Source organism: Bradyrhizobium sp. 191, assembly GCF_023100985.1.
In the GTDB taxonomy this organism is placed as follows: domain Bacteria; phylum Pseudomonadota; class Alphaproteobacteria; order Rhizobiales; family Xanthobacteraceae; genus Bradyrhizobium; species Bradyrhizobium diversitatis.
Genome location: NZ_CP064692.1, coordinates 3,398,635 through 3,423,686, shown reverse-complemented (window position 1 = coordinate 3,423,686; position 25,052 = coordinate 3,398,635). Strand labels below are relative to the sequence as shown.

At 59.3% G+C, this 25,052-nt stretch carries 24 protein-coding genes and 1 pseudogene; 23 read left to right on the top strand and 2 right to left on the bottom strand.

The features are described from left to right. Window positions 1–66 precede the first annotated feature (66 nt). The 7 genes from nifK (at window position 67) to fdxB (ending at window position 6,184) form a co-directional block, all read left to right on the top strand. A complete protein-coding gene (gene nifK, locus IVB23_RS15840; RefSeq protein ID WP_247804909.1) occupies window positions 67–1,626 on the top strand; it encodes a nitrogenase molybdenum-iron protein subunit beta in 1,560 nt (519 codons plus the stop codon). 117 nt (window positions 1,627–1,743) lie between these two features. Next, window positions 1,744–3,387, top strand: coding sequence for a nitrogenase iron-molybdenum cofactor biosynthesis protein NifE (gene nifE, locus IVB23_RS15835; RefSeq protein WP_247804167.1), 1,644 nt, complete (start codon window positions 1,744–1,746; stop codon window positions 3,385–3,387). Between the two features lie 9 nt (window positions 3,388–3,396). Continuing rightward, a complete protein-coding gene (gene nifN, locus IVB23_RS15830; protein ID WP_247804165.1) occupies window positions 3,397–4,779 on the top strand; it encodes a nitrogenase iron-molybdenum cofactor biosynthesis protein NifN in 1,383 nt (460 codons plus the stop codon). Between the two features lie 22 nt (window positions 4,780–4,801). Next, the gene (gene nifX, locus IVB23_RS15825) at window positions 4,802–5,197 is read left to right on the top strand and encodes a nitrogen fixation protein NifX (protein WP_247804163.1); all 396 of its coding nucleotides are present in this window, start codon (window positions 4,802–4,804) and stop codon (window positions 5,195–5,197) included. 10 nt (window positions 5,198–5,207) lie between these two features. Then, window positions 5,208–5,678: a NifX-associated nitrogen fixation protein gene (locus tag IVB23_RS15820; RefSeq protein ID WP_247804161.1), complete on the top strand. Its 471-nt coding sequence runs from the start codon at window positions 5,208–5,210 to the stop codon at window positions 5,676–5,678. 7 nt (window positions 5,679–5,685) lie between these two features. Beyond that, a complete protein-coding gene (locus IVB23_RS15815; protein WP_247324226.1) occupies window positions 5,686–5,886 on the top strand; it encodes a CCE_0567 family metalloprotein in 201 nt (66 codons plus the stop codon). A 13-nt stretch (window positions 5,887–5,899) separates the two neighbouring features. Continuing rightward, window positions 5,900–6,184 carry a ferredoxin III, nif-specific gene (gene fdxB, locus IVB23_RS15810; protein WP_247804160.1) on the top strand — a complete coding sequence of 95 codons (285 nt, stop codon included), beginning with the start codon at window positions 5,900–5,902 and terminating at the stop codon, window positions 6,182–6,184. A gap of 878 nt (window positions 6,185–7,062) precedes the next feature. On the opposite strand, the gene IVB23_RS15805 is transcribed toward fdxB, so the two are convergent. Further along, on the bottom strand, window positions 7,063–7,653 hold the full coding sequence (locus IVB23_RS15805) for a hypothetical protein (RefSeq protein WP_247804159.1): 591 nt from the start codon (window positions 7,651–7,653) through the stop codon (window positions 7,063–7,065). Between the two features lie 325 nt (window positions 7,654–7,978). Here IVB23_RS15805 and IVB23_RS15800 point away from each other — a divergent pair, with 325 nt between their 5' ends. The 13 genes and pseudogenes from IVB23_RS15800 (at window position 7,979) to IVB23_RS15740 (ending at window position 19,881) form a co-directional block, all read left to right on the top strand. Further along, the gene (locus tag IVB23_RS15800) at window positions 7,979–8,299 is read left to right on the top strand and encodes an iron-sulfur cluster assembly accessory protein (RefSeq protein ID WP_247388570.1); all 321 of its coding nucleotides are present in this window, start codon (window positions 7,979–7,981) and stop codon (window positions 8,297–8,299) included. Window positions 8,300–8,337: 38 nt separating this feature from the next. Beyond that, entirely contained in the window at window positions 8,338–8,631 is a 294-nt protein-coding gene (locus IVB23_RS15795; protein WP_247804158.1) for a NifU family protein, read from the top strand. A gap of 18 nt (window positions 8,632–8,649) precedes the next feature. Next, entirely contained in the window at window positions 8,650–9,843 is a 1,194-nt protein-coding gene (nifS, locus tag IVB23_RS15790; RefSeq protein WP_247804156.1) for a cysteine desulfurase NifS, read from the top strand. Continuing rightward, window positions 9,840–10,061 carry a putative nitrogen fixation protein NifT gene (nifT, locus tag IVB23_RS15785; RefSeq protein ID WP_247324232.1) on the top strand — a complete coding sequence of 74 codons (222 nt, stop codon included), beginning with the start codon at window positions 9,840–9,842 and terminating at the stop codon, window positions 10,059–10,061. Before nifS ends, nifT begins: the two co-directional genes overlap by 4 nt. A 486-nt stretch (window positions 10,062–10,547) precedes the next feature. After that, on the top strand, window positions 10,548–12,659 hold the full coding sequence (locus IVB23_RS15780; RefSeq protein WP_247804154.1) for a prolyl oligopeptidase family serine peptidase: 2,112 nt from the start codon (window positions 10,548–10,550) through the stop codon (window positions 12,657–12,659). A gap of 640 nt (window positions 12,660–13,299) precedes the next feature. Then, complete coding sequence (gene nifB, locus IVB23_RS15775) at window positions 13,300–14,856, top strand: nitrogenase cofactor biosynthesis protein NifB (RefSeq protein ID WP_247804907.1); 1,557 nt, start codon at window positions 13,300–13,302, stop codon at window positions 14,854–14,856. Between the two features lie 15 nt (window positions 14,857–14,871). Then, a complete protein-coding gene (locus tag IVB23_RS15770) occupies window positions 14,872–15,096 on the top strand; it encodes a 4Fe-4S binding protein (protein ID WP_247804152.1) in 225 nt (74 codons plus the stop codon). Between the two features lie 1,114 nt (window positions 15,097–16,210). Next, on the top strand, window positions 16,211–16,531 hold the full coding sequence (locus IVB23_RS15765; protein WP_247804151.1) for a nitrogen fixation protein NifZ: 321 nt from the start codon (window positions 16,211–16,213) through the stop codon (window positions 16,529–16,531). After that, a pseudogene (locus IVB23_RS15760) lies at window positions 16,528–16,766 on the top strand (nitrogen fixation protein NifZ). The gene IVB23_RS15765 and the pseudogene IVB23_RS15760 overlap by 4 nt, the downstream one beginning before the upstream one ends. 11 nt (window positions 16,767–16,777) lie before the next feature. Next, entirely contained in the window at window positions 16,778–17,137 is a 360-nt protein-coding gene (locus IVB23_RS15755; protein ID WP_247804149.1) for a hypothetical protein, read from the top strand. Between the two features lie 11 nt (window positions 17,138–17,148). Then, window positions 17,149–17,415 (top strand): DUF6129 family protein, encoded by a 267-nt coding sequence (locus tag IVB23_RS15750; protein WP_247804148.1) that lies wholly within the window; start codon window positions 17,149–17,151, stop codon window positions 17,413–17,415. A gap of 717 nt (window positions 17,416–18,132) precedes the next feature. Continuing rightward, complete coding sequence (locus IVB23_RS15745) at window positions 18,133–18,396, top strand: hypothetical protein (protein ID WP_247804147.1); 264 nt, start codon at window positions 18,133–18,135, stop codon at window positions 18,394–18,396. A gap of 420 nt (window positions 18,397–18,816) precedes the next feature. Continuing rightward, window positions 18,817–19,881, top strand: coding sequence for an IS630 family transposase (locus IVB23_RS15740; protein WP_247804145.1), 1,065 nt, complete (start codon window positions 18,817–18,819; stop codon window positions 19,879–19,881). A gap of 543 nt (window positions 19,882–20,424) precedes the next feature. Here IVB23_RS15740 and IVB23_RS15735 read toward each other — a convergent pair. Beyond that, window positions 20,425–20,979, bottom strand: a complete 555-nt coding sequence (locus tag IVB23_RS15735; protein WP_247324253.1) for a peroxiredoxin — start codon at window positions 20,977–20,979, stop codon at window positions 20,425–20,427. A gap of 523 nt (window positions 20,980–21,502) precedes the next feature. On the opposite strand from IVB23_RS15735, the gene nifH reads away from it, so the two are divergent. From nifH to nifV, 3 genes are all read left to right on the top strand, one after another. After that, a complete protein-coding gene (gene nifH, locus IVB23_RS15730; protein ID WP_026233535.1) occupies window positions 21,503–22,393 on the top strand; it encodes a nitrogenase iron protein in 891 nt (296 codons plus the stop codon). 65 nt (window positions 22,394–22,458) lie between these two features. Further along, a complete protein-coding gene (locus IVB23_RS15725) occupies window positions 22,459–23,187 on the top strand; it encodes a nitrogen fixation protein NifQ (protein ID WP_247804143.1) in 729 nt (242 codons plus the stop codon). A gap of 596 nt (window positions 23,188–23,783) precedes the next feature. Further along, the gene (nifV, locus tag IVB23_RS15720) at window positions 23,784–25,052 is read left to right on the top strand and encodes a homocitrate synthase (protein WP_247804142.1); all 1,269 of its coding nucleotides are present in this window, start codon (window positions 23,784–23,786) and stop codon (window positions 25,050–25,052) included.

Here is a 25,052-nt window from a genome sequence, read left to right as displayed (position 1 = left end):
GCCCTTTCTTCCGCAGAGGAGGGGAAGGGCAGGAGAACGAACACAAGAAATCTGAAGAGTGCCATGATGACACAGAACGCAGAACACATACTCGACCACTCTGAGCTTTTCCGGGGAGACGACTACCAGCAGATGCTGGCCAATAAGAAGGCGCTATTTGAGAATCCGCACGATCCCGCCGAAGTCGACCGTATCAGAGAATGGTCCAAGACGCCCGAATACCGCGAGAAGAACTTCGCCCGCGAGGCGCTAACCGTCAATCCGGCGAAGGCTTGCCAGCCGCTAGGTGCGGTGTTCGCCGCGGTCGGGTTCGAGCGCACACTGCCGTTCGTCCACGGCTCCCAGGGTTGCGTCGCGTATTACCGCAGCCATTTGTCACGGCACTTCAAGGAGCCGACCTCGTGCGTCTCCTCGTCCATGACGGAAGACGCGGCTGTGTTCGGGGGGCTCAACAACCTGACCGACGGGCTTGCCAACAGCTACAACATGTACAAGCCGAAGATGATCGCGGTCGCCACGACCTGCATGGCGGAAGTCATTGGCGACGACCTCAACGCCTTCATCAAAACATCAAAGGAAAAAGGTTCAGTCCCCGCGGACTACGACGTACCATTCGCTCACACCCCTGCATTCGTCGGTAGCCACGTTACGGGCTACGACAACACGCTCAAGGGCATCCTCGAGCATTTCTGGGATGGCAAAGCCGGCACGGCGCCAAAACTCCAGCGCAAAGCGAACAACTCGATCAACTTCATCGGTGGCTTCGACGGCTACACTGTCGGAAACATCCGTGAGATAAAGCGCATCTTCGACTTGATGGGGGTCGGCTACACGATCCTCGCGGATAACAGTGATGTGTTCGATACCCCCACCGACGGCGAGTTCCGCATGTATGATGGCGGCACCACACTAGAGGATGCCGCGAACGCAGTCCATGCGAAGGCAACCATTTCCATGCAGCAATATTGTACGGAGAAGACGTTGCCCTTCATCAAGGGGCACGACCAGGAGGTCGTCGCCTTCAATCACCCGCTGGGCGTCAGCGCCACGGACGATTTCCTGATGACGCTGTCGCGTATCACCAACAAGGCAATTCCAAATGCGCTGGAGCGGGAGCGCGGGCGTCTGGTAGACGCAATGGCTGACTCTAGCGCGCATGTTCACGGCAAGAAGTTCGCGATCTACGGCGATCCCGACCTCTGCTATGGCCTGGCCGCATTCTTGCTGGAGCTCGGCGCTGAGCCGACCCACGTGCTCTCGACCAACGGGAGTAAGACCTGGGAGCAGAAGATGCAGGCGCTGTTCTCGAGCTCGCCGTTTGGTAAAAACTGCCGCGCCTACCCCGGCAAGGACCTCTGGCACATGCGTTCTCTCCTGTTCACAGAACCGGTTGATTTCCTGATCGGTAACACCTACGGCAAGTATCTCGAGCGTGACACTGGAACGCCGCTAATCCGCATCGGGTTTCCCATCTTCGATCGCCATCATCACCATCGTTATCCAGTGTGGGGCTATCAGGGTAGCATGAATGTTCTGGTCAAGATTCTCGACAAGATCTTTGATGAGATCGATAGAAAAACCAGCTCGGTTGGCAAGACAGACTACAGCTTCGACATCATACGCTAAGGCGAGCGCCCCGCCTCATCGTCCGCAGGAACAGCGGCGCTGTGGCGGGGATCACAGGTTATCCGCCGGCCATCCTCTTGGTCTGTGCGGTGTCTTGACATCCCCGAAAGAGACACCATGACTTCGCTTCCCACGACCATACAGGACGTCTTTAACGAACCGGGCTGCGCCAGGAACGCAAGCAAGTCGAACGTCGAGCGCAAGAATGGATGCACCAAGCAGCTGAAGCCGGGCGGCGTCGCCGGTGGGTGTGCCTTCGATGGCGCCAAAGTCGCACTGCAGCCCTTCACCGATGTCGCCCATCTTGTGCATGGCCCAATCGCCTGTGAGGGCAATTCCTGGGACAATCGCGGTTCCGCCTCCTCCGGCTCCGATCTGTGGCGCAGAAGCTTCACCACAGACATGAGCGAGACCGACATCGTGTTCGGCGGCGAGAAGCGGTTGTACAGGGCAGTCAAGGAGATCACAGAGAAATACGACCCGCAGGCCATCTTCGTCTACCAGACATGCGTGCCCGCAATGATCGGTGACGACATCGATATGGTCTGCAAGGCGGCCTCCGCCAAATTTGGCAAACCGGTCATTCCCATCAATGCACCGGGATTTGTGGGGTCGAAGAACCTTGGCAACAAGCTCGCGGGCGAAGCACTGCTGGAGCACGTCATCGGTACCGGAGAGCCCGATTACACCACTGCGTATGACATCAACATCATCGGCGAATACAACCTGTCCGGCGAGCTCTGGCAGGTCAAGCCGCTGCTCGATGAGCTCGGAATCCGGATCCTGTCGTGCATCTCGGGGGACGGCAAGTATCGCGAGGTCGCTTATTCGCACCGAGCCAAAGCCGCGATGATGGTCTGCTCAAAGGCAATGATCAACGTCGCACGCAAGATGAGGCAGCGCTACGGCATCCCGTTTTTTGAAGGCTCGTTCTACGGTATTGAGGATTCCAGCGATTCACTGCGCCAGATCGCGCGCATGCTGATCGAACGCGGCGCGCCGGCTGAGCTGATGGAACGCACGCAAGCCCTGATCGCACGCGAAGAGACCAAAGCCTGGGCTGCGATTGAACGTTTCAAGCCACGCTTTGCCGCCAAGAGGGTTGTTCTCATCACCGGTGGCGTGAAATCCTGGTCGATCGTGGCCGCTTTGCAAGAGGCCGGGCTCGAGATCGTCGGCACGTCCGTGAAGAAATCGACCAAGAAGGACAAGGAACGTATCAAGGAATTAATGGGCCAGGACGCCCACATGATCGAGGACATGTCGCCTCGCGAGATCTACAAGATGCTCAAGGACGCAAAAGCCGACATCATGCTCTCTGGCGGCAAGTCGCAATTCGTCGCACTAAAGGCGGGGATGCCGTGGCTCGATATCAACCAGGAGCGCTGCCACGCCTACATGGGCTATATCGGGATTGTCAAGCTCATGGAGGAGATCGAGAAAGCGCTCTACAATCCGATATGGGATCAGCTCCGCCAACCCGCGCCATGGGATGAGTTCGACCGGAAGCGTCAGGCAACGACGGTTGCGCAGATGTATGCGCAAGCCGCTGATCCAGTTCGGGACGCGAGCAAGAACGGCGTCAATACGATAAGTTCCTGCAATGAAAGTGAGGCCAGCGGTGGCGAGAGCGCGATTGCGGCGCATGGCCCGAATCTCGCCAAGCCCGCCAGGCCGTGCACCAATTCCACCGCACGGTGCGTTGCTTGTAAGGACATTCGTTCCGATCTGCAGCCCCCGGCGCTGCAGGCGGCGGAGTAGAGGGACGACATGGCGATCGTCACTACCTCGAATAAAGCCTGTTCGGTCAATCCGCTCAAAATGAGCCAGCCGATCGGCGGCTCATTTGCCTTCCTGGGCCTGCGCGGCGCGATGCCGCTTTTGCACGGCCCGCAAGGTTGCACGTCCTTCGGGCTGACGCTGTTCGTACGCCATTTCAACGAAGCCGTGCCGATGCAGACGACCGCCATGAGCGAGGTTGCCACCGTGCTCGGTGGCCACGAGAATCTCGAACAGGCGATCCTCAACCTCTACAACCGCGTCGAGCCCGAGATCATTGGCATCAATTCGACTGGCGTCACCGAGACCAACGGCGATGACGTCGAAGCCTTCATCCGGTTGATCCGACAGAAGCATCCGAAGCTCGAAAAGCTCCCCCTTGTCTACGTCTCGACCCCGGATTTCAAGGATGCCTTTCAGGATGGCTGGGGCAAGACAGTGGCGCGGATGATCGAGGTGCTTGTGGCTCCCGTTGACGCAGCTAGACCGCGCGATATCTCCCGCGTTAACGTGCTACCTGGTTGCCACCTCACGCCCGGCGATCTCGACGAGCTTCGCACGATTTTTGAGGATTTTGGGCTCAAGCCCTCCTTCCTGCCGGATCTTGCCGGCTCGCTGGACGGTCACATTCCCGACGAATTCACGCCGACCACGATCGGAGGCATTGGAGTGGACGAGATTGCGACCATGGGGCAGGTGGCCTGGACGGTCGCGATCGGCGCGCAAATGCGCCGTGCGGCCGAGGCCATGCAGGTGCGGACAGGCACGCCGTTCCGTCTGTTCGACCGGCTCTGTGGCCTTATCCCAAACGACGAGTTCATCGCTTTCCTGAGCCAGATCAGCGGCCGGTCGGTGCCCTGGAAATATCGCCGGCAGCGTGGACAGCTGGCAGACGCCATGCTGGACGCACATTTCCATATCGGCGGTCGCAAGCTCGCGATCGGCGCCGAGCCGGACTTGTTATTCGATCTCTCCAGCTTGCTCCACGAGATGGGGGCACAGGTAAGTGCTGCGGTGACGACGACGAACTCACCGGTGCTCCAGCGGGTCAGGACCGAGGACGTCCTGATCGGCGATCTGGAGGATCTTGAAGAGCTTGCCAGGTCGCGTGATTGCGACCTCTTGATGTCGCATTCACATGGTCGCCAGGCCGCTTTGCGACTTAATGTTCCGTTCTTCCGGGTAGGCTTTCCGATGTTCGATCGCCTTGGCGCTGCGCACCTCACGACCGCTGGCTATCGCGGCACGCGCGATCTGATCTTTGACATCGCCAATCTGATCATCACCGACCGCGAAACCAACCATGGGCCGACGCCCGACACCTGGCGATCAACCTGCGGCGGCCCGCAGGTCCATCCGCCCCAGGTGCATTGAGCAGGGAGAGAAAACAACCCGGATGAAAGTTGCATTCGCCACTCAGGACTTGAAGCACGTCGATGCCCACTTCGGCTGGGCCAAGAACATCGCGATCTACGAGGTCGGCCCGGACGGGCATCGGTTTATTGAGGCGATCCAGTTCGACGGTGACCTCACCGAAGACGGCAATGAGGATAAGCTCGCGCCGAAGATCGAGGCGATCAGGGACTGCGCAATCCTCTATGTTGCGGCGATTGGCGGCTCGGGCGCTGCGCGAGTCGTCGCGCGCAACGTCCATCCGATGAAGGTGCTGCAGCCAGAGCCCATCGACGACCTTTGCGTCAAACTCGAAACCGTGCTGAAGGGGTCGCCGCCGCCCTGGCTGCGGAAGCTGCTCACCAAAAGCGCGGAACGTACGGTGGATTTCGAAGCCTGAAGGAACAAAGATGGCAGATCCGTCTCAAGTCACTCCAGCCGCCGCCGCGGCGGAGGGGCCATTTCTGAAAGAGCTCATCAAGATCTGGCGCGCCCAGGACACCCACGGCGCCTGGGAGGGCAAGAAGGATCTCGAGCTGCTCGAACCCTACGTTCTCGACAAGGGCAAGCGCCGTGCGCTGCCGATCGTCGGCAATCCCGACCCGGACACGACACGGCGGCTGGAGCTGTTCTTCGACGCCGTTGCGCTCTCGATCGAGAAGGCGACCGGTGTGATGATCTCGCCAATGCTGAAGATGCATCACGAAGGGTTCGGTCGGATCGTACTGATCGGCGGCCGGCTCGTTGTCGTGAGCAAGCAGCTGCGCGACGTGCATCGCTTTGGTTTCGATCATCTCTCTGATCTCGCCAATCAAGGCGACAAATTCGTCAACAGTGGCGTTGAGATGATCCGTAAGTTCCCGGAAGCGGCGAGTTATTGAGGCAAGTGTGAGCGATATTGAAACCCTGAAAGCGGAAATAAAGAAGCTGTCGGCCAAGGCGACCCAGGCCAAGATGGACCTCCACGACCTCTCCGAGGAGCTGCCGGTCAACTGGTCGTCGATCCTGAGCGTGGCCCAGAAGGCCCACGCTGCCTTCAGCGAACTCGAAAGCAAGCGCCAATATCTTCAGGGGCTGGACAAAGCATAACGGACGGTTAGCCATGTCATTCACGACCCGCGACGGTCGCAATTGGAGGCCGGACTACCTGGTTTCTATCGATCCCAAGAAGTGCATCGGCTGCGGCCGCTGCTACAAGATCTGCGGCCGTGAGGTCATGACGCTGAAGGGGCTAAGCGAGGGTGGCGAGATCATCGATCTCGACGAGGACGACGATGAGGTCGAAAAGAAGGTCATGGTGCTGAAGGACGAAGGCGCTTGCATCGGTTGCAGCGCCTGCGCCCGGGTGTGCCCAACAAACTGTCAGACCCACACACCACCTGGTTGATTTCGCTTCTCCGACGAGATCGACAAGTCAGTTGTCCGACACAATCTGGTAGGGAACGCCCAGATCCGACCTGTTCTACTGGCGTGAAGCCGGCAGTTGCCGAGTCGGCCGCGAGCTCGCATGGGCCAACTGGCCGATCTTCGGTTGGATCGGTCGGATCTCGCAAGACGAGCGCGCTCGATCCATTGAGGCGAACTGCAGTCGGCTGCCGGCGCAAGCAGTTGATGAGCTAGGACAGTTTCGGTTGCGGCATTCTGCATAGCTTCGCTTCGTTCTCACGATATTGAGGACGTGCGGCCCAAATCTGCTCAGCTATCGCTTGGCCTGGCTCGATCAACCGGCACCCCACCGCCGTATTTTGAGGCTCTGCGGAACTGCATGTACGAGGCAAACCGCTTGACGCTGGCACGCTGGGTTCTCTCGAACGATGCAACCTGCGCGCTACTCAATCCCCCGGGTCGGTCTCCCATCATCCATGGGCGCAGCTCGTCGACAACCTGTCGGCTGGCGAGCATCGACGCGCGACATCTCTGCGCCGCGCAGGCCGGCAAAGGCCTGGAGCACAGCACCAAAGCCGATCCATACATCGTCGATCAGCTCTCTGAAATGTGTGACCGCGATCATGAACCGATGAGCATTGGAACGTCCGGATCCCCATGGACGCAGTCAGCCGGTCCGTCGCGGCCAGCCGCCCCTCGGTGTAATTGACGACAGTGCTCTTGGCCAACACACGCCTAGCAGAGTGGCCGTGTGATCTCCCGAAAGGTAGGCCGATCACCAGGGTTTGTCAGAGCCAGTCCCAGGCGAAGCGGGTGCAGTGTCTCTCTCTCTGCGGCATACTCGTCGGGCTGGCGAGAGAGAGGGTCTGAGGCGATGCCTCAGACGGGGCGGTTTTCGCTTCTGTTCTTCACCGGCTCCATTTTGGCCAGGCCGTCCTCGTATGAGATTTCCGTGTATGATCCACCGATGTCCTTGGCCGCGTCGAGCAGGTAGTCGAGCTTACCGGCCGTACCGAGCTTCTTGATGTCATTCTTGTCGACGCCGGCGAGGTCCATCATCTCCTTCCACACAGTTGATTCGTCGCAAGGCAGAATGCGGAAGGTGATGTCGCCGATCTTGGTGCGGTACTTCGCGAGCAGATCAATGTTGTTGCAGAAGATGAAATAGCTCCCTTTGGGGCTCAGCTTGCCATCCAGAACCTTTGCGGCCTGAGGTAGATACGCGAAGGAATGCAGATATCCGGCAAGGACTGGGATGGTCGGTTCGCCTTCCTGCGCGATTGCAAGAACTTGTTCGATGGAATAGTCCGGCGGTCGTTTTTCGTCGGCGAGCTGGGCTTGGAACTTCAGCGCGATGTCGCCCCGAAATCCAAATCGCCCCGACTTCGTTGTCTCGGTCTTAAGCACCGCATTCAGCAACCGCCCCTCCTTGTCCAACTGGCCAAGAGCGGTGTTGTCGATCGACGTCATGGAAGGCTCCTCATCAATCTGTCGTGTACATGCATCGCCCAATGCGGCGTGTCCGCTAACCTTATGCAAGTTGTTTGCCGTGCGGCTATGTGTGCAGCGACGCACAGCGTAAGCGGCGGCTTGGCGCAATGCGCATGGATACGTGCTGGCACCATCACAAGGTCTCGGCCGGATGAGGTCGGGACGCCGGAAAACCGCCTGTCGCAAAGCCGACAGGTCGCAAATCGAATGGTCGCCGCCTTCAAAACCAATGATTTCAGCTGCATCTCGACTGGCATGGGATTTGCGAACTGTGCCTCGCGACAGAACCGAGAGCGAGCCAGAAATGATCAACCTAACGGATAGCGCCATCAACGCACTGAAGGCCGCAATCTCCTCGACAGCCCAGCCGGCAAGCGGTTTGCGAGTCATGGTCGAAGGCGGCGGTTGCCAAGGGTTCACATACAAAATGGGGCTTGCTCATGAGCCGGTCTCCGATGAGCCCGTGTTCGAGCAAGACGGGATCAAAGTATTCGTCGACAACGCAAGCCGGGCGCATCTCAATGGCACCACGATCGATTTCGTGGTGTCGCTCGAAGGATCAGGGTTCCGCTTCGATAACCCAAATGCCAAATCGAGCTGCTCCTGCGGCAAATCGTTCAGCTAGCCGCCTTCGGACCATTCGCAATGGAAGGAGCATCGAACATGGACCTGAAGGCTGAACGAACGAAGCAGTCTTCGACTGCAGAGCCTTCCGATCGCGAGCGGACTGTCTGCGCGGTGCTCGATGAGATTCGGCCAAGCCTCAGGCGTGATGGTGGGGATTGTGAGCTCGTCGAAATCGACGGCAACAAGATCATGGTCAGGCTCACCGGCGCCTGCATGTTATGTAAGCTTGCGGGCACGACGCTCGCGGCCATTCAGGCGCGCCTGATCGAGCGGCTCGGCGAGTTCGTCCGCCTGATCCCGCTCCCCGGAGCTGCCAAAGTGGGGCATTAAGTGCAGAGCGGACAGTCCGTGCGGCCGATCTACCTGGATAACAACGCGACGACCCGTGCTCATCCTTTGGTCGTCGCGGCAATGCTGCCGTTCTTCTCTGGGCAATTCGGCAATGCGTCGTCCGCGCATGCATTCGGCATTGAGGTTGCGCCCGCATTGAAACAAGCGCGCCGGAAGCTGCAGGCCCTCGTTGGCGCGGCATTCGATCACGAGATCGTCTTCACGTCGGGCGCGACTGAATCCGACAACACAGCGATCCTATCCGCACTCGCCGTGCAGGAGGGACGCGACGAGATCGTCACAACGGCCGTTGAGCATCCGGCCGTGCTGTCCCTTGCCGAGGAGCTGGGCCGACGAGGAATCAAGACCCATGTCATTCCGGTCGATGCAAGCGGCCGATTGAACATCGAGGCTTATCGCAACGCATTGTCGAGGCGCACGTCAATCGCCTCGGTCATGTGGGCCAATAATGAGACCGGTACGATCTTTCCGGTGAAATCCCTCGCCAAGATGGCGCGCTCAGTCGGTGCGCTCTTTCACACCGACGCGGTCCAGGCGGTCGGGCGGATTCCGATTGACCTGAAGACTACGGACATCGACATGCTGTCGCTCTCCGGCCACAAGCTCCATGGTCCGAAGGGGATCGGCGCGCTGTATGTGCGCAAGGACATCAAGTTCCGACCGCTGATCTTCGGCGGCGCACAGGAGCGGCATCGTCGCGCTGGCACCCAAAACGTTCCGGGCATTATTGGGCTCGGCAAGGCGGCGGAACTCGCTGCGGCACACCTCATACAAGAGCAGATGCAGATTGGCGTCCTTCGCGACCGGCTGGAGCAAGGCATTCTCGCTCTCGGCTGTTGCATCGTGCTTGGTCATATCAATAACCGCTTGGCAAATACGTCTAACATTGCCTTCGAGCATCTCGAAGCAGACGCCATCGTCGACCACCTGAACCGCAACGGAATTGCCGTCTCGCTCGGTTCAGCCTGCGCGTCCGGCTCGATGGAGCCGTCCCATGTCCTGCGCGCGATGAGAGTACCACCCGCTTTTTTGCGCGGTGCGGTTCGCTTCTCGCTGTCGCGCGACACGGCGCCCGGTGAGATCGATCGTGTCCTGCAAGTCCTGGCGGACATCACTGCCAAACAGAGAGCCTTGTGGCGTGCGTGTCAGGAGCGCGCGGGCGAGAGCTCACAACTTGCGGAGCTCCTATGAAGGTCATGATTCGCCGTTCGCCCGAGACGGGGCTTTCGATTTATGTGCCCAAGAAGGATCTTGAGGAGCCGATTGTCGAATGTGAGCACGAGACGCTGTGGGGTGGTTGGATTAGAATCGCGAACGGCTGGGTGCTCGACCTACCCGCGATGGCGAGTGACACCATCCTTCCAATCACTATCAACGCCAAGAAGCGCGGCGGCGAAGCAACCGAATGATGAATGCTGCGACTCCACAGAACCTCGCCAAGCCAGCGGATGCGGAAGCTATTCTTGGCGGAGCGGTCCGGCCTCTGCGAGGAAGGGCACATCATTCCCTGGCTTTGGCTTGGCGTGACCGAAGGTTCCAGCCGACCGTGCCGATGACTCCGGAAGCGCTCGAAGCGTTCTTGGGAACCAAGATCGCGCCGACGCACGGTGCCAAACGCAATATCTCGGCCTAGGCCAGCACTGAGGTTAGGCCAGCGCGATGGCGTTGACGGGGGAGGCCCTCGCGAGGGCCCATCGTGCTGACATCGCCAGCCCGGTCGTTGCATTCCGCACATCTTAACAGCGTCAGGCCAATTGCTACAACTCCGCAAGAGTCAGTTTCGAGAGGATTGAATCTCGCGCCGGGCCAGGTCGTTGCTTGCAAATCGTGATGCAACGTTCGCGATGCAAATCCTTGAATCAGTCTCGAACTACGCGTCAAGACTAAGGTTGTAGATGAAGCATGGTCAGACAAAGAGCGTCGACGACTCGCGAACTGGAAGGCCAACGCCCTCCGCTCCTGACGATGATCCCTATCTATGGTTGGAACAGATCGAGAGCGCGCGCGCGCTGAACTTCGTCGAGCGGCAGAATAGCAGAACCCTGAAGGTGTTTGGCGGACCCGCAGCCGAACGAGACAGAGATGCGCTGACAGCGATTTACGACCGACCTGACAATATCCCCTATGTCAGCCGGCGCGGCGGGTATCTCTACAATCTGTGGAGGGACGCCAACAATCCACGCGGCCTCTGGCGGCGAACCACTCTGGAAGAATATCGCACGCTGAAGCCGTCATGGGACATCCTGCTCGACCTCGATCAACTTGCCGTCAGCGAAGACAAAGACTGGCTTCTGAACGCCACGGCCGCACCGCCTGGAAATCACTCGCGGTGGATCTTGAGTCTATCGCGCGGCGGAAGCGATGCCGTCACTTTGCGTGAATTCGATTCAGACACGAAGCTCTTCATCCACGATGGCTTTATCTTGCCGGAAGCCAAAGGCAGCGGCGTATGGCTCGATTCTGATACGCTGGTGTTGTTAAGCTCCCATGGCGACGGCATGGCCGCGACCACCGGCTATGCGCGCACGGTGAGGCTGTGGCGGCGTGGTACGCATGTTGACAAAGCGGCAGTGATCTTTGAGACCAAGGCCGCTCATGTGTCAGTCGGTTGCAGTGTTGACGACACTGTCGTGCCGCCCAGGATTTGGTTCCTCGATGCGACAGACGTCTCCAATTGCGTGGTCTGGCTGGGCGATGAAACGGGCGCCAAGACGAGGCTCGATTTGCCAAGTAACATCTGGATGCGGTCGCATCGCAACTGGCTTGCCCTGAGGCCGCGCGAATCCTGGTCTGTGGCAGGGCAGACCTATGCCGCGGATACGGTGCTCGTCATCCCGCTGCCGGCATTCCTGGCGGGCAGCCGCCAGTTCGAGATTCTCTTCGAGCCGGGCCCGCGCCGTGCGCTGCAGAGCTTCTTTTGGAGTGCGGGCAAGGTTGTGCTTTGTATTCTCGACGAACTCCGGCCAGTCTTCGAGATCTGCACGCCATCCGGTGATGGCTGGAACCGCGAGCAATTGGGCGGGCTTCCTGATCTTGGCGTCGTCGACATCTGGTCTCTCGATCGCGATCCGTCCGAGAGCAATGGCGACTTGCTGGCTCACGTCGAGGATCCGCTCACCCCGCCGTCCCTCATCCTGATGGAGCGGGGCGTTGGCAGTCCCGCCGTGCTGAAGCAGGCGCCGAAGACGTTTGCCGCGGAGCACTGCGTGGTCACGCGGCACGAGGCCATCTCGATCGACGGTGAGCGAATTCCCTACCTACAGACCGGCCCGGTCAGACAGACCGGCAACGCGCCGGTCCATCTGAGCGGATATGGCGGGTTTGGGATCTCCGTGAAACCGTATTACAATTCCGCGCTCGGTAAGCTTTGGCTTGACTGCGGCGGCACCACGGTTCAGGCAAATTTGCGCGGCGGCGGTGAGTTCGGCACGCGCTGGCACGACGCCGGCCGGCTGGCCGGCAAGAGTTTGTCGCATGACGATTTCGCAGCCGTCGCCGCCGATCTCGTTAAGCGCGGCGTGACACAGGCCAAGCGGATCGGGGCCGAGAGTGGATCGAACGGCGGTATCCTCATTACCAACATGCTAACGCGATATCCCGGGCTCTTTGGCGCACTGTTCTGCACCGTCCCGCTGATCGACATGCGTCGCTACACCAAACTGCTCGCCGGGCCGAACTGGCTCGCCGAATATGGCGATCCCGACAACGCTGAGGAGTGGGAGTGGCTGAAGACCTATTCTGCCTATCATGCCGCAAGACCCGGGCAGTCCTATCCACCGATCCTGATGGCCACCAGGCGGCGGGACGATCGCGTCCATCCCGGACATGCGCGCAAAATGGCAGCGAAGCTGCAGGCGATGGGCTATGAGGCTTATTTCTACGAGCATGCCGCAGGCGGCCACGGCTATGGCAAGGACAACAGGGAGCACGCCGGCTTGTTGGTGCTGGGCCTGCGTTTCCTGAAGAGCAGGATCGGGTGGCTGGATACCGAGACGTCAGCGACGTAGTGTAGTTGTTGGACGGCAGTTCGTGCGATGTCGACCGAGGCGGCTGCAGCCTTACGAATCCGATCGGCGTCCACACCCGCACGACCTACTCGAGATGCCAACCAACGTTTGGACGCACGGTCCAATTCGTGGCCGTCGGGACCCTGGCCACCAGGCGTTTCTCCTCACCTGCCCGACAATGCCTTCCGGAGTGTCAGGCAGGGGCCCGCGTGATCTTCCACGACATAGGTCGGTAACGGGGACTGCTTCTTGTCTGCATCTACGAAGGATCGCCAGTTCAAGTTGTCCCTCAAAGCGTCCGAAACGCCTTTTGCGGATTGTGCTTTGCATACGCGTCACATTTCGGCGACAACATCAACTTTCAACGACACCAGCCGCCATGCTCTGTGCCCAAGGGCATAGATGAAGCAGCGTACCCGCCGTCATAATAGCGCTGCCAGCGCTCTTGTGATCGCAATTTCTGTCAGCTTTCCAACATGAGTTGATAAAACTGACATTCGAGCAGGCGTTACCTAACTGCTTGAAGCGAACCACAAAATTCATTTGTGGCAGGTATGGCACGCCAGTTGCTCTTGGCTTTTCAGAAACGACTCTGGGGATGCTTGCTGGAAGGATTCGGCTTGCGAAGAGAAATGGAAAAATGAGTACTTCAGCGCAACACCAGGTATCCTGCGTCGGCGGTGAGATCAGCGAGAACATGCAAGTCATGGCTAAGCACAAGAGCTGCGGTACGGTCGGTGGCAGCGGCAAGGCGAGCTGCGGATCTCAGCCCGGCATCGGCAATGTGCCAAATGAGGTCTGGGAAAAGGTGAAGAACCATCCCTGCTACAGCGAGGAGGCGCACCACCATTATGCCCGCATGCATGTCGCGGTCGCACCCGCCTGCAATATCCAGTGCAATTACTGCAATCGTAAATACGATTGCGCCAACGAATCGCGCCCCGGCATTGTCAGCGAGAAGTTGACGCCGGAGCAGGCCGCCAAGAAGGTGCTGGCGGTCGCTTCCGCGATCCCTCAGATGAGCGTGGTCGGCGTTGCTGGCCCTGGCGACCCCCTGGCGAATCCGGACAAGACATTCAAGACGTTCGAGCTCGTCAATAAGCTCGCGCCAGATATCAAGCTGTGCCTCTCGACGAACGGTCTGGCGCTAGCCGATCATGTCGACACGATCGCAAGACTCAAGGTCGATCACGTGACGATCACGATCAACATGATCGATCCCGATATTGGCGCAAAGATCTATCCCTGGATCTTTTACCGCCACAAGCGCTACACCGGCATTGAAGCTGCAAGCATCCTCAGCAATCGGCAGCTCCAGGGCCTGGAGATGCTCACCGCGCGCGGTATCCTGTGCAAAGTCAACTCGGTGATGATTCCCGGGATTAACGATCAGCATCTGGTTGAGGTTAACAAGGCCGTGAAGTCGCGCGGCGCCTTCCTGCATAACGTGATGCCGCTGATTTCGTCGCCCGAGCACGGCACAGTGTTCGGTCTCAGCGGGCAACGCGGCCCGACCGCACAGGAAGTCACAGCGTTGCAGGATAGCTGCGAAAGCGAGATGAACATGATGCGTCACTGTCGCCAGTGCCGCGCCGACGCCGTCGGACTGCTCGGGGAGGACCGCGGCGCGGAGTTCACCATGGAAAAGATCATGGCCATGGACATCAAATATGATGAGCAGGCCCGAAAGGAGTATCAGGCCAAAGTCGAGAAGGCGCGCATTGCAAAGCTTGCGGCCAAGCAGGAGCAGCTTGCGGAGCTCGCCAGCGCGTCCAGCGAAATCAAGGTGCTGGTGGCGGTTGCAACCAAGGGCTCGGGATTGATCAACCAGCACTTCGGTCATGCCAAGGAGTTCCAGATCTACGAGCTCTCGACTTCAGGCGCAAAATTCGTTGGCCATCGTCCTATTCATCCCTATTGCCAGGGCGGCCATGGCGAGGACAGCAAGCTCGAAGTCGCCATCGGCGCCATCAACGATTGCCATGCCGTGTTCGTGTCAAAGATCGGCGGCTGCCCGAAGGCCGAATTGATCAAGGCCGGAATCGAACCGGTCGATCAGTACGCCTGCGAGTTCATCGATGGCTCGGCGATCGCCTGGTTCAAGCTCTATCTCGATAAAGTCAATAAGGGCAAGATCAAGCACGTTGAGCGAGTCGATGCGGCGGCCCGCCACAATGCGCTGATTTCCGCCGCCTGAGGATGGGTTCAGACAATGCCGTTCAAGATCATCGCCTCGCAATGCACGGGCTGTTCGGCGTGCGAAACGCAATGCCCGAACCTCGCTATTTCCGAGCGAGCCGGCGTTTTCCTGATCGATCCTGAGAAATGCACCGAGTGCGTCTCCTACTTTGATGAGCCGCAATGCGTGGCGGTTTGCCCGGTTGAAAATACATGCGTGCTCGACTCGGCGCTGCCGCGTCAGCAGGAGCCCGCTTGAGGGCCACAGTGGATGTCACTACGACACTAACGGTTCAGAAACTCGGGCGGATGATGCTCCGCTTTGACGAGGCGCCGGCCGCGGCTTTCGCCTTCTCAGACCGGGTCGACGGTTCGCCCTGGTCGCCAACGTTTTCGCCAGTTGCCAAGTCATATTCTGGCGACGCGCACGTCGGCGGGAGCGCGTCGAGCTGTCGGCCCGAAGGCTGCTGTCTTGAGCGTCGAGGATCGATTTCGCCGATGGGCTCACGAAGAGCGGACCCGTCTTCCGCGATATCAATCCAGTCACCTGCGGCCATCATTGATCAGGCGACATTCATGCCCGAGGCCTTCTTCAGTTGGTCATCCGAGAGAGGGCGTCCTCACCGAGTCCTATCTTGGTCGCACGGTGTCGAGCCGGCCGAGCATCATCCCAGGACGACAGGGCTATCCTATCACCTCGATGAAGGTGCAGAAAGTACACTTGCGCCACGCCAAGGCGTTCGCACCCGATCACGTGATGCGGAAACGAATTTCCTGCCACCGGTGCGGTCGGCGCCACCAAGCCGGAATTCGGCTGTTATGAAAGCACCTCGTGTGGGTCTTCCTGTTCTCGCTCAACGCATGTTGCCGACTTGCAGATGCGTCTCGGGCAACTCGGGAAGGACGGCAGCTGTCGGGAGACTGCTGGGGCTTTGTCCCGCAGACAAGGCTGGCGCCAAGGTGTTGTTGGGCACGCTCGAGCGTATGGGCGGGACCGTGAGTGATGACGTCCACAATGCCCTCGGTTGCCGGGGTAATCAGGTCGACTCTGTCGGCTGTGCGCATCCCGCGCTGGAGCACGCGGCTCGCCGCCGGCTCAAGCACGCCTCCCTCGATGACAGACCCGCGTGCCGCGTCGATGGCTTCTTCAACATCAACCATGGGCTCACGATAGTTATCTCGAGCATCTGGAGTTTAGGTTGCGGGCGTTGATGTTGCTGCACCGGGATCCCGACAGGCTCATGCGATCCGTGATCGCAAGCGCCGCCGTGCGGGAATGGCGGGGGTTGATCGAGCATCATGATAGGGCGGTCCCGTAAGGCCGGGCGCCCGCGAGGCGCGGTACAGTTGAACTATGGAACAGGGACGGCAGCATGAGCAACATCGCCCGTGATAGTGACATCGTCGAGCTGACGGACGCCCCATTCTTTGATTATGGTGACAACGTGCGGGCCAACCGCACTATCCGCAACGACGGCACCTATGTGGGCAAGGAGATCGGTGAGGTTCTGGTCAAGAAAGGCGAGCTTGGCTATGTCATCTCGATCGGCACATTCCTGCAACAATTTTATATCTATGGAGTCGAATTCCTCGACTCCGGCAATCGCGTCGGCATGAAATGCAAGGAACTCGATCTAGTCACGCGAAACCGCGAAGGCGAGGAGCCGTTCTTGCCAGGAGCGGCACCCCGATGATCGAACCAAGATTGCCAAAATACCGGTCAGGCCAACGTGTCAAGGCCGCAATCGATCTGCTCAACGACGGTTCCTTTCCCGACGCGTCGGCGGAAGAGTGTCTGGTCAGCGTCGGGTACATTGGTGAGATCGTCCAGGTCGGTCGCCATACGGAAGCGAACCTACCATTTATATGGTCGACTTCGGCAAGCAGTTGGTGGTTGGCTGCCTCGAGGCAGAAATCTCTGCAGTCTAGGACATCGCGCAATGAACGCCGCAATCATCAGACGACATCATTCCGGATTGCCTGCGCAACCCAACGAGCTCGACCGGTGGCGGATCGTTCGCGCGCTGACGAAGAGCGAGCGCTACCGATATGTCTCGCCAAAGGTGACAGCGGTTGCTGGCGGCTATCTGGTCGAGAGCCCGTGCTGCTCAGGCAATATCAATGTGGAGGGCGGCCTCGTCGACGTAGCGCTGCTGCACCACGATAGGACTCGAGGGGCATGGCAGCTGTTCCGCAAAGATCACCGCAAGGGCGTCTGGGAGTGGCATTCGACCCATCAACGGCTTGGCTTGGCGACAGCGGTTCTGAACGCCGACCCTGAACGTTTGTTCTGGCAATAAGGATTGTGGAGATGGTGCTCGAAGGCGACTTGACGGAGATCGAGCAGACGCTTGCCGTCGTTGATACAGCCTCTGAGCCCTGCCTGACGCTCCGGCAGAAATTTCCACATCTTGCCTGGATTTGTTGCGAGGCGTCCGACATGACGCAGAGTCCGTTCCGCCGGATTGGAAAGTTCGACCTGCATCTGCTCGACAGTGGAGGTCACTGTGTACAGATCACGAATGATCCGCAGCGCGCCACCGGTATTGTGCTGGCTAAGCGCTCTGGCAAGTCATGATCAAGCAATCGCCTGCCGGTGCCAAGCTCACACAGGACGGCTAGGCCCCGCGGGTTGTTTGCCATGCCGTAGTGGCCGGCCCGGGAAATATCACCATCAGGTCGCACGCTCGTCTCATCGGGTCCATGAGACGGCGGCAGGCGATGGTCTCGCAGAAATGTTCGCTGAGGGCGGAATTGCCTGGGCATCTCAACGTGGCTTATTAAACCAAGGATACTGCGGCAGATCAAATTTGGCCGAGCGAGCCGTGCTCGATCAGCTGACGTGGAGTAACGCTCAGGCATCGCAAGATTTGCCTTTGTGAGTACTCGCCCTTAAGTCCGCAGGACTTCAGAAAATAGGAGAAGACGTTTGTTCTTTGCGCGGTAACGCCGTGCACTCGCCGTGAAGGCCGGTTGATGATGCGCGCGGAAGTGAGGCAGTGCGACTGTCCCGGCCGATCCTCGCTACTCCATCAATATTATTGGCGCCTGGAAATATCATTCTACGAAATTGGTGAGTGAAGTCGGCGCATTCAAGCAAGAAGGGCTTTTCGAGTTGTTTTTCGAAGATGCATCGGGCGTCCCTTCTCTATGGCTTGCTTCCATGTTGAAGTGGCTGACGTACACGTCGAGAATCGGGCCTGTCACGCGGATAAAGATCCAGAGGACGGAGGACAAATTCGCGTGTAGTTCCAGTTCTTATCTCGAAGAGAAAAATCCGCTTGAATAGTTGTCGATGACCATTGATATGGTAATGGGAAGCAGTTGCGTCTTCGCCAAAAACAAGGCGCTACAGGCAGATGTGCAAAGCGAAATCGGAGAACACGTGGCAAAAAGCACCAAGCGCAAAGAGTATAGTAAGGATGACGTCAAGCTGCTCAAAGCGCACTCAAAGGCCCGCACCCCTGTAGCTAGGGTTTCAAAGCTTATGAAGCGATCCGAGGGCTCTCTAAGACAGAAAGCACGTACCTTGGGGATTGGCTTGGGTCACCAGCGTTGAGATACGCGTCAATGTTCGGAAATTGACCGGTGTGATGATCGAGACGGCCAGGCGGCTTACGACCGCCGGGCCACCTGATCGTTTCAGATCCCTGCGCCCGAGGGTCAGCTCGCGCGATGAACGAGCTGACCGGTTTCCCGATAGACCGGCTCAATTGGCCTAAACCTCGTCGATTGTCATGGTTTCAATTCAGGGACTGATAAAGCCGACTCGTTCGTCTCACTGTGCGGCTTACATCGTGAATATAGATTTACCGAGCCCGGAAATAGGGTCCGCGAGCGTGCCGGCGGATCATCATCTCGGCCGGTAGACGTCCTTCGGCGCTGAGCCATCTCCCTCTGCCTCCACCCTTCTCGAGGCGCGGCGACTGGAACCTAGTACCCACTTTTCTTGGATCGTGAGTCGTGATTCAAGATATGGATGATCCCTGAAGCAAGAGAAGTCCGCCTTTCGCGGAAAGATCGCACGGTGCTTGAGGCGTGTTGTCGCTCGCCGGTGACGTTGCAGCGCGATTTGAAGCGGGCGCGGATAGTTCTGTTGGCGGCGGACGGGCGCAGCACCCGCTCGATCGCCAAAGAAGTCGGAGTCCAGCCGCGGATTGTCAGCCTTTGGCGACACCGCTATGCCGATCATGGCCTTGAAGGACTGCACGACAAGCCGCGGCCCGGCAAGCAGCCGATTTATACGAAGGCCACCGACAAGCGGATTCTGAAGCTGCTGGATAAGCCGCCGCCGCAGGGGTTTGCGCGCTGGACCGGGCCGCTGCTGGCCGAGGCGCTGGGCAATGTTGACGTCCAATATGTCTGGCGGTTCCTGCGCAGCCACAAGATTGACCTTGCGGCTCGCAAGTCCTGGTGCGAGAGCAACGATCCGAACTTTACGGCCAAAGCCGCCGATGTTGTTGGCCTCTACGTCGCCCCGCCCGCGAAGGCCATTGTGCTATGCGTGGACGAGAAGCCCTCGATCCAGGCTTTAGAGCGAGCGCAGGGTTATCTGAAGTTGCCCAATGGCCGCGCCTTGACCGGCCAGAGCCACGATTACAAGCGGCATGGCACTACGACATTGTTTGCGGCGCTCGAAGTCGCCACCGGAAAGATCATCGCGGCTCATTCAAAACGCCGTCGCCGCGTCGAGTTCCTCGACTTAATGAACGGCGTTATCGCGGCCTTTCCGGGCCGAAGGCTTCACGTCATCCTCGACAACCTCAACACCCACAAGAAAAACGAGCACTGGCTCAAGGCCCACCCCAACGTGCAATTTCATTTCACGCCGACAAGCGCGTCCTGGCTCAATCAGGTCGAGGTCTGGTTCTCGATCTTGCAGGGGCAGTCGCTTAGCGGCACCTCCTTCACAAGTCTCAAGCAGCTTCAGGAACACATCGATGCCTACGTCAACGCGTACAATGACAAAGCCGAGCCCTTCGTCTGGACCAAGAAAAAGGTTCGTCAACGCCCCTTCAAAGGCCGCCGTATCACTCAGCTCTGATTCCGGGTACTAGTTGCCCCCAAGAGGGAGCTTGGCACCATTTTTCCGAGTCCGTGGCCGCCGGCATCGTCGGCCTACAGCATTAGCGGCCTGCGGCTGACACAGATCGCTCTGATGATGCTGCCGGCCGGCAAGCCGCGGAAAGAAGGGAATAGCCGCGGTCCGGCCTACGGTGACAACATAGGGGAACTCCGGCAGGAGATGTGCGTCCAGCAGGCGCAGAAGCGTACAAGTATTTTGTATGTTCATGCGGAGCCGCGCCGGCATCCTCTTGTATGCGGGATCTGTTGTGAGGTGAGCAAAGCGGTGGTGAGCATTGTTCATCGTCATCATCGATACCGTCGATTTCGCCGCCGCGACTGCCGCGCGCGGACAGCGCGGCGGCCGCGGCAGACTCCATGGCGGCAATGAGAATTGAATTGCGGGCCGCACTCGCTAGCAGCAGGCCGCATTTGCGGTAAGATCGTCTGTATCCGACAAACGATTGAATCTGACGTCCTTCGAATGCGGGAGCTGCTCCTGCTGCACTTTCGATATGTTGCCTCAGGCAATTTTAAGCGTGTCGCCGCCGATTTCGCGGTTGCAAGGGCAGAGCTCATCAGTCTGTATCGCATCCAGAACGCGTAACGTGTCCGTCGGGCTGCGGCCGACATTGAGGCTTGTCGCATAGACATGCTGGATCGTGTTCTCAGGATCGACGATGAAGGTGTAGCGATGCGCGATGCCATCACGCGATCGCACTCCAAGGCCATCGACCAGTGCGCCCTTGGTGTCGGCAAACTGCCAGATCGATAGACGGTGCAGATCCTTGTGCTCACGCCGCCAGGCGAGCTTGCAGAACTCGTTATCGGTCGAGCCACCAAGCACGATTGCATCGCGATCGGCGAAATGCTTGGACAGGCGAGCAAACTCAGCGATTTCGGTTGGGCAGACGAATGTGAAATCCTTCGGGTAAAAGAAGATGACTTTCCATTTTCCGGGGAAACTCCTCTCAGTCAGTGTCTCGAAGGCGCTCTGCCCGTTCTCCTCTTGCAGGTGAAAGCCGGGCTTCACGCCTGTGATGTCGAACGGCGGCAACTTACTTCCAATTCCAGGCATATTGTCCTCACAACATCGCGTCACACGGAAACAGCGTTCCGCGACTGGCAAAGCAAGCGATATGCCACCCATCTGCCGGCAAGTACCCATCATGCCGGTCGTGGAACATTCGCCTTTGATGACGGCGGTGTCCTCGAACCCCATCTGCACCGTGTGGTCTCCTCAATTGACTCGGCCCGGCATTCCCCATTCCGCGCTCTTTCGCCCGGCACTCGTAGTGGAATCCACGCGCCGGGCTTTGTCGGGTTTCTGTCAGAGCCCTTGCCGCTGTCGGGTCCGCCACAGCTTCCGGTCTCGGACGCTGCGCTATTAATCGAGCCGAGTCAGATGCTTAACGCGCGTGCGAACGAATGGCACGCCAGTTGCTAACTGGATGCAGCAACAACGAGCGAGGGCTGAGGGCACGCCGACGCCGATGGCGAGCGATGGCCTCCTTCCCGAAACCCGTGTGCCACGTTTGTGAGAGAGAAACAGCCTCGCGCGTTCGGCGCGAAAAATTGGCAATCGGTTGATGGAGAGCAACATGTCTTCGCTGAGACAAATCGCGTTTTATGGCAAGGGTGGCATCGGTAAATCGACAACGTCGCAAAATACGCTGGCGGCTCTTGCTGAGCTGGGCCAAAGGATTCTCATCGTCGGCTGTGATCCCAAAGCGGACTCGACTCGCCTCATCCTGCACGCCAAAGCGCAGGATACCATTCTGAGTCTGGCGGCGAATGCCGGCAGCGTTGAGGACCTCGAAATCGAGGACGTCATCAAGCTCGGCTACAAGGACATTCGATGCGTCGAGTCCGGCGGTCCAGAGCCGGGGGTCGGGTGCGCCGGAAGAGGTGTGATCACTTCGATCAACTTTCTGGAGGAGAATGGCGCCTATGAGGACATCGACTACGTCTCTTACGACGTGCTCGGCGACGTCGTCTGCGGCGGCTTCGCGATGCCTATCCGCGAGAATAAGGCACAGGAAATCTACATCGTGATGTCCGGCGAGATGATGGCGATGTATGCCGCCAACAACATCTCCAAGGGTATTCTGAAGTATGCGAATTCCGGCGGCGTGCGCCTCGGCGGTCTGATCTGCAACGAGCGGCAGACCGACAAGGAGCTGGAGCTTGCAGATGCTCTTGCCAAGAAGCTCGGCAGCCGGCTGATCTACTTCGTGCCGCGCGACAATGTCGTGCAGCACGCGGAGCTGCGCCGGATGACTGTGTTGGAATACGCGCCAGAGTCCAAGCAGGCGGATCACTATCGCAATCTCGCGACCAAGATCCACAATAATGCGGGACAAGGCGCCATCCCGACGCCAATCAGCATGGACGAGCTCGAGGATATGCTCATGGAGCACGGCATCATCAAACCTGTCGACGAGAGCCTGGTCGGCAAGACCGCCGCCGAGCTCGCCGCTGTTTCGGCATAGTTCATGTTGTCGGCCTTCTCGACCGGGGAAGGCCGACATCGTCCACTCAGAAGCTGGGGACCTTCATGATTGGCACACAAAGCAAATTGGCCGATACGATGTCATCTCCTGTATCAGCAGCTCACATCGCCGAGCAGCGCGATGCAAGTGAGCTCTACGGGCTTCTGACCGGGCGCCATCCAACAGAAGTCGACATCAGCGACGATGACGATTTCGATCGCCATGTGCTCGCTTGCGTTCTCGCCGCATCCGCTATGGATGGCGGCCAACTTCCCGAACGGGCTGGCTTGAGTAACCAGGAGCTCGATGCGCTCTTGGTGCAATACTTCCCATCCACCCCGGTCAGGAGTTGTACCTGGCGCGAACAGTCCGCGTTACCGGCTCCTGACGAGACGATTATGGTGCGCGATCTCCTGCTTGCGCAACGTTCCACCCGTGGCGAGGTCGGCGGCTGGCTCGCGACGATGATCGCGCGGCGCGCCATGGAGCCTAATCACCTGTGGGAAGATCTCGGTCTGCGGAAGCGGGACGAATTGTCCCGCCTCCTGATGCGCCATTTCGGGCCGCTGGCGGCTCGCAACACCAAGAACATGCGCTGGAAGCGCTTCTTCTATCGCACGCTATGCGAAGATGACGGTCTGGTGATGTGTACCACGCCGGTCTGCACGGAATGCAATGATTTTGATCTTTGCTTCGGCGAGGAGAGCGGGGAGAGCCGGATGGCCGGACGCCGGCGGGATCATCTGCGTCGTCTCGATGACTCCGTCCAAGCCATCCCAAGTTCGCAAGACTGAGCTCATAATGGATGCCCCCTCCTCGGCGCGAGCACCGGTGTATCGGACGAGCTTTCGGCCAGCTGTCGCCTAGAGGAGACTGAGGGTTTGAAAAGATCACCGGGGTAAACAACTGCGGCGCAGCCGGCCTAAGCCGGACGCGGCGGCGCCTGATGATCGCGGCTTGATAATTGGCGGAGGCGACCGTCACATTTACCGCCGAGATGTTTTATGTCGACGCGCGATCGACGCCAACATCCGCCTTTCGATCGCGTCCGCTGAACTTATTTACGAACGCCGACCTGTGGTTGGACCGAACCCGATGGCTCAAAATTCTTCTTCGATAAGCATGCCGGAATGCACGCGCCTTCCCCGAAGTGCTGCAGCTTGAGGTGAGACCCGAACCGTTGCCCGGCTAGCAAGCTCCAAGCTAGGCGCCTGCCTTCAGCTCGGTCGCAAGCGCACCGAACCTGGCGCTCCGCCGTTTCCATCGTGTCGGATTTGCGACGCACCCGACTAATCTGAAATTCGACGTCGTTCACAGGTTCTTGGGAAATTCGAGCGGGTTGGCACAGCAGTTGCTGAACAGCTTCCGGAATAAACATACGGAGCCGCTGATGGCGTTCGCTGCCGCAATCACCGGGCCCGACAAAGATCGGTCGAGGTCCATAGTCCTTAATGACGCCACGTTGCGCGACGGCGAACAGACACCCGGCGTGGCCTTCACGACACCGGAAAAGGTCTCGATCGCGCGTCCGCTGGCCGCGGCCGGAGTCACGGAGATCGAGGCCGGCACGCCGGCGATGGGTCAGGAAGAGATTGCCGCGATCCGAGCGGTCGCCGAAGCGGGCCTTGCGGCGACGATCATCGGCTGGTGCCGGATGAAACCCGCGGACGTCGATGCGGCGGTCGAGGCCGGTGTTTCGATGGTCAACCTATCGATTCCATCGTCCGACGTGCAGATTGCGGCGAAACTCGGTGGCGGCCGTTTGGCCGCGCTGGAGCGGGTGAAGCGCGTCGCGGCCTATGCTCGCGACAAGGGACTGGATGTCGCGGTGGGTGGCGAAGACTCCTCGCGTGCCGATGTCAACTTCCTGATCGAGCTGATCGCAACCGCCAAGGCGGCCGGCGCGCGGCGCTTTCGTGTCGCAGATACGCTGAGCGTGCTCGATCCCGACGCGTCCTTCGCGCTCATGGCCGCACTGCGCGCCAGCACCGATCTCGAGCTCGAATTCCACGGCCATGACGATCTTGGGCTGGCAACGGCTAATACGCTGGCGGCGATCAAGGCCGGTGCGACGCACGCCTCTGTGACGGTCATTGGACTGGGCGAGCGAGCCGGCAATGCGCCGCTGGAGGAAGTTGCCGTCGCACTCAGGCAGCTTTACGGCGGTGATACCGGCGTGCTGCTATCCGAACTGGAAAAAGTCGCGGCCGCCGTTGCAGCCGCAGCGTGCCGCACCATTCCGCTCAACAAGGCGATTGTCGGCGAGCGTGTCTTTACCCATGAATCCGGCATCCACGTCGATGGGCTCTTAAAAGACCGGACCACCTACCAAGCGCTGGACCCGGGGTTGCTCGGCCGCTCCCACCGCATTGTGATCGGCAAGCATTCCGGGCTTGCCGCTATCACTTCGCTCTTGTCTGAGTTGCAGCTTTCGGTCACTGCCGAGCAAACCGGAACCATTCTCGCGCGCGTCCGCAAGCATGCCATCGAGCACAAAGGCCCGGTTTCACAGGAAACGGTGGTGGCGATCTGGCGCGACATTCACGAGAGCTCGCTCGTCAATCGAGGGCGATCGAGTGGTCAGCCATGCGCGTCGCGCGATCAGGTTGGGACATTCGAGCCAGGACGGTTTCTGGGCGCGGATCTAGATGGAGGTTGA

Excerpts from the sequence above, each read along its gene's own strand:
- nifK (WP_247804909.1), top strand. The coding sequence starts at position 67 with ATGACACAGAACGCAGAACACATACTCGACCACTCTGAGCTTTTCCGG.
- nifE (WP_247804167.1), top strand. The coding sequence starts at position 1,744 with ATGACTTCGCTTCCCACGACCATACAGGACGTCTTTAACGAACCGGGC.
- nifN (WP_247804165.1), top strand. The coding sequence starts at position 3,397 with ATGGCGATCGTCACTACCTCGAATAAAGCCTGTTCGGTCAATCCGCTC.
- nifX (WP_247804163.1), top strand. The coding sequence starts at position 4,802 with ATGAAAGTTGCATTCGCCACTCAGGACTTGAAGCACGTCGATGCCCAC.
- IVB23_RS15820 (WP_247804161.1), top strand. The coding sequence starts at position 5,208 with ATGGCAGATCCGTCTCAAGTCACTCCAGCCGCCGCCGCGGCGGAGGGG.
- fdxB (WP_247804160.1), top strand. The coding sequence starts at position 5,900 with ATGTCATTCACGACCCGCGACGGTCGCAATTGGAGGCCGGACTACCTG.
- IVB23_RS15805 (WP_247804159.1), bottom strand. The coding sequence starts at position 7,653 with ATGACGTCGATCGACAACACCGCTCTTGGCCAGTTGGACAAGGAGGGG.
- IVB23_RS15800 (WP_247388570.1), top strand. The coding sequence starts at position 7,979 with ATGATCAACCTAACGGATAGCGCCATCAACGCACTGAAGGCCGCAATC.
- IVB23_RS15795 (WP_247804158.1), top strand. The coding sequence starts at position 8,338 with ATGGACCTGAAGGCTGAACGAACGAAGCAGTCTTCGACTGCAGAGCCT.
- nifT (WP_247324232.1), top strand. The coding sequence starts at position 9,840 with ATGAAGGTCATGATTCGCCGTTCGCCCGAGACGGGGCTTTCGATTTAT.
- IVB23_RS15780 (WP_247804154.1), top strand. The coding sequence starts at position 10,548 with ATGAAGCATGGTCAGACAAAGAGCGTCGACGACTCGCGAACTGGAAGG.
- nifB (WP_247804907.1), top strand. The coding sequence starts at position 13,300 with ATGAGTACTTCAGCGCAACACCAGGTATCCTGCGTCGGCGGTGAGATC.
- IVB23_RS15770 (WP_247804152.1), top strand. The coding sequence starts at position 14,872 with ATGCCGTTCAAGATCATCGCCTCGCAATGCACGGGCTGTTCGGCGTGC.
- IVB23_RS15765 (WP_247804151.1), top strand. The coding sequence starts at position 16,211 with ATGAGCAACATCGCCCGTGATAGTGACATCGTCGAGCTGACGGACGCC.
- IVB23_RS15755 (WP_247804149.1), top strand. The coding sequence starts at position 16,778 with ATGAACGCCGCAATCATCAGACGACATCATTCCGGATTGCCTGCGCAA.
- IVB23_RS15750 (WP_247804148.1), top strand. The coding sequence starts at position 17,149 with ATGGTGCTCGAAGGCGACTTGACGGAGATCGAGCAGACGCTTGCCGTC.
- IVB23_RS15745 (WP_247804147.1), top strand. The coding sequence starts at position 18,133 with ATGACCATTGATATGGTAATGGGAAGCAGTTGCGTCTTCGCCAAAAAC.
- IVB23_RS15740 (WP_247804145.1), top strand. The coding sequence starts at position 18,817 with ATGATCCCTGAAGCAAGAGAAGTCCGCCTTTCGCGGAAAGATCGCACG.
- IVB23_RS15735 (WP_247324253.1), bottom strand. The coding sequence starts at position 20,979 with ATGCCTGGAATTGGAAGTAAGTTGCCGCCGTTCGACATCACAGGCGTG.
- nifH (WP_026233535.1), top strand. The coding sequence starts at position 21,503 with ATGTCTTCGCTGAGACAAATCGCGTTTTATGGCAAGGGTGGCATCGGT.
- IVB23_RS15725 (WP_247804143.1), top strand. The coding sequence starts at position 22,459 with ATGATTGGCACACAAAGCAAATTGGCCGATACGATGTCATCTCCTGTA.
- nifV (WP_247804142.1), top strand. The coding sequence starts at position 23,784 with ATGGCGTTCGCTGCCGCAATCACCGGGCCCGACAAAGATCGGTCGAGG.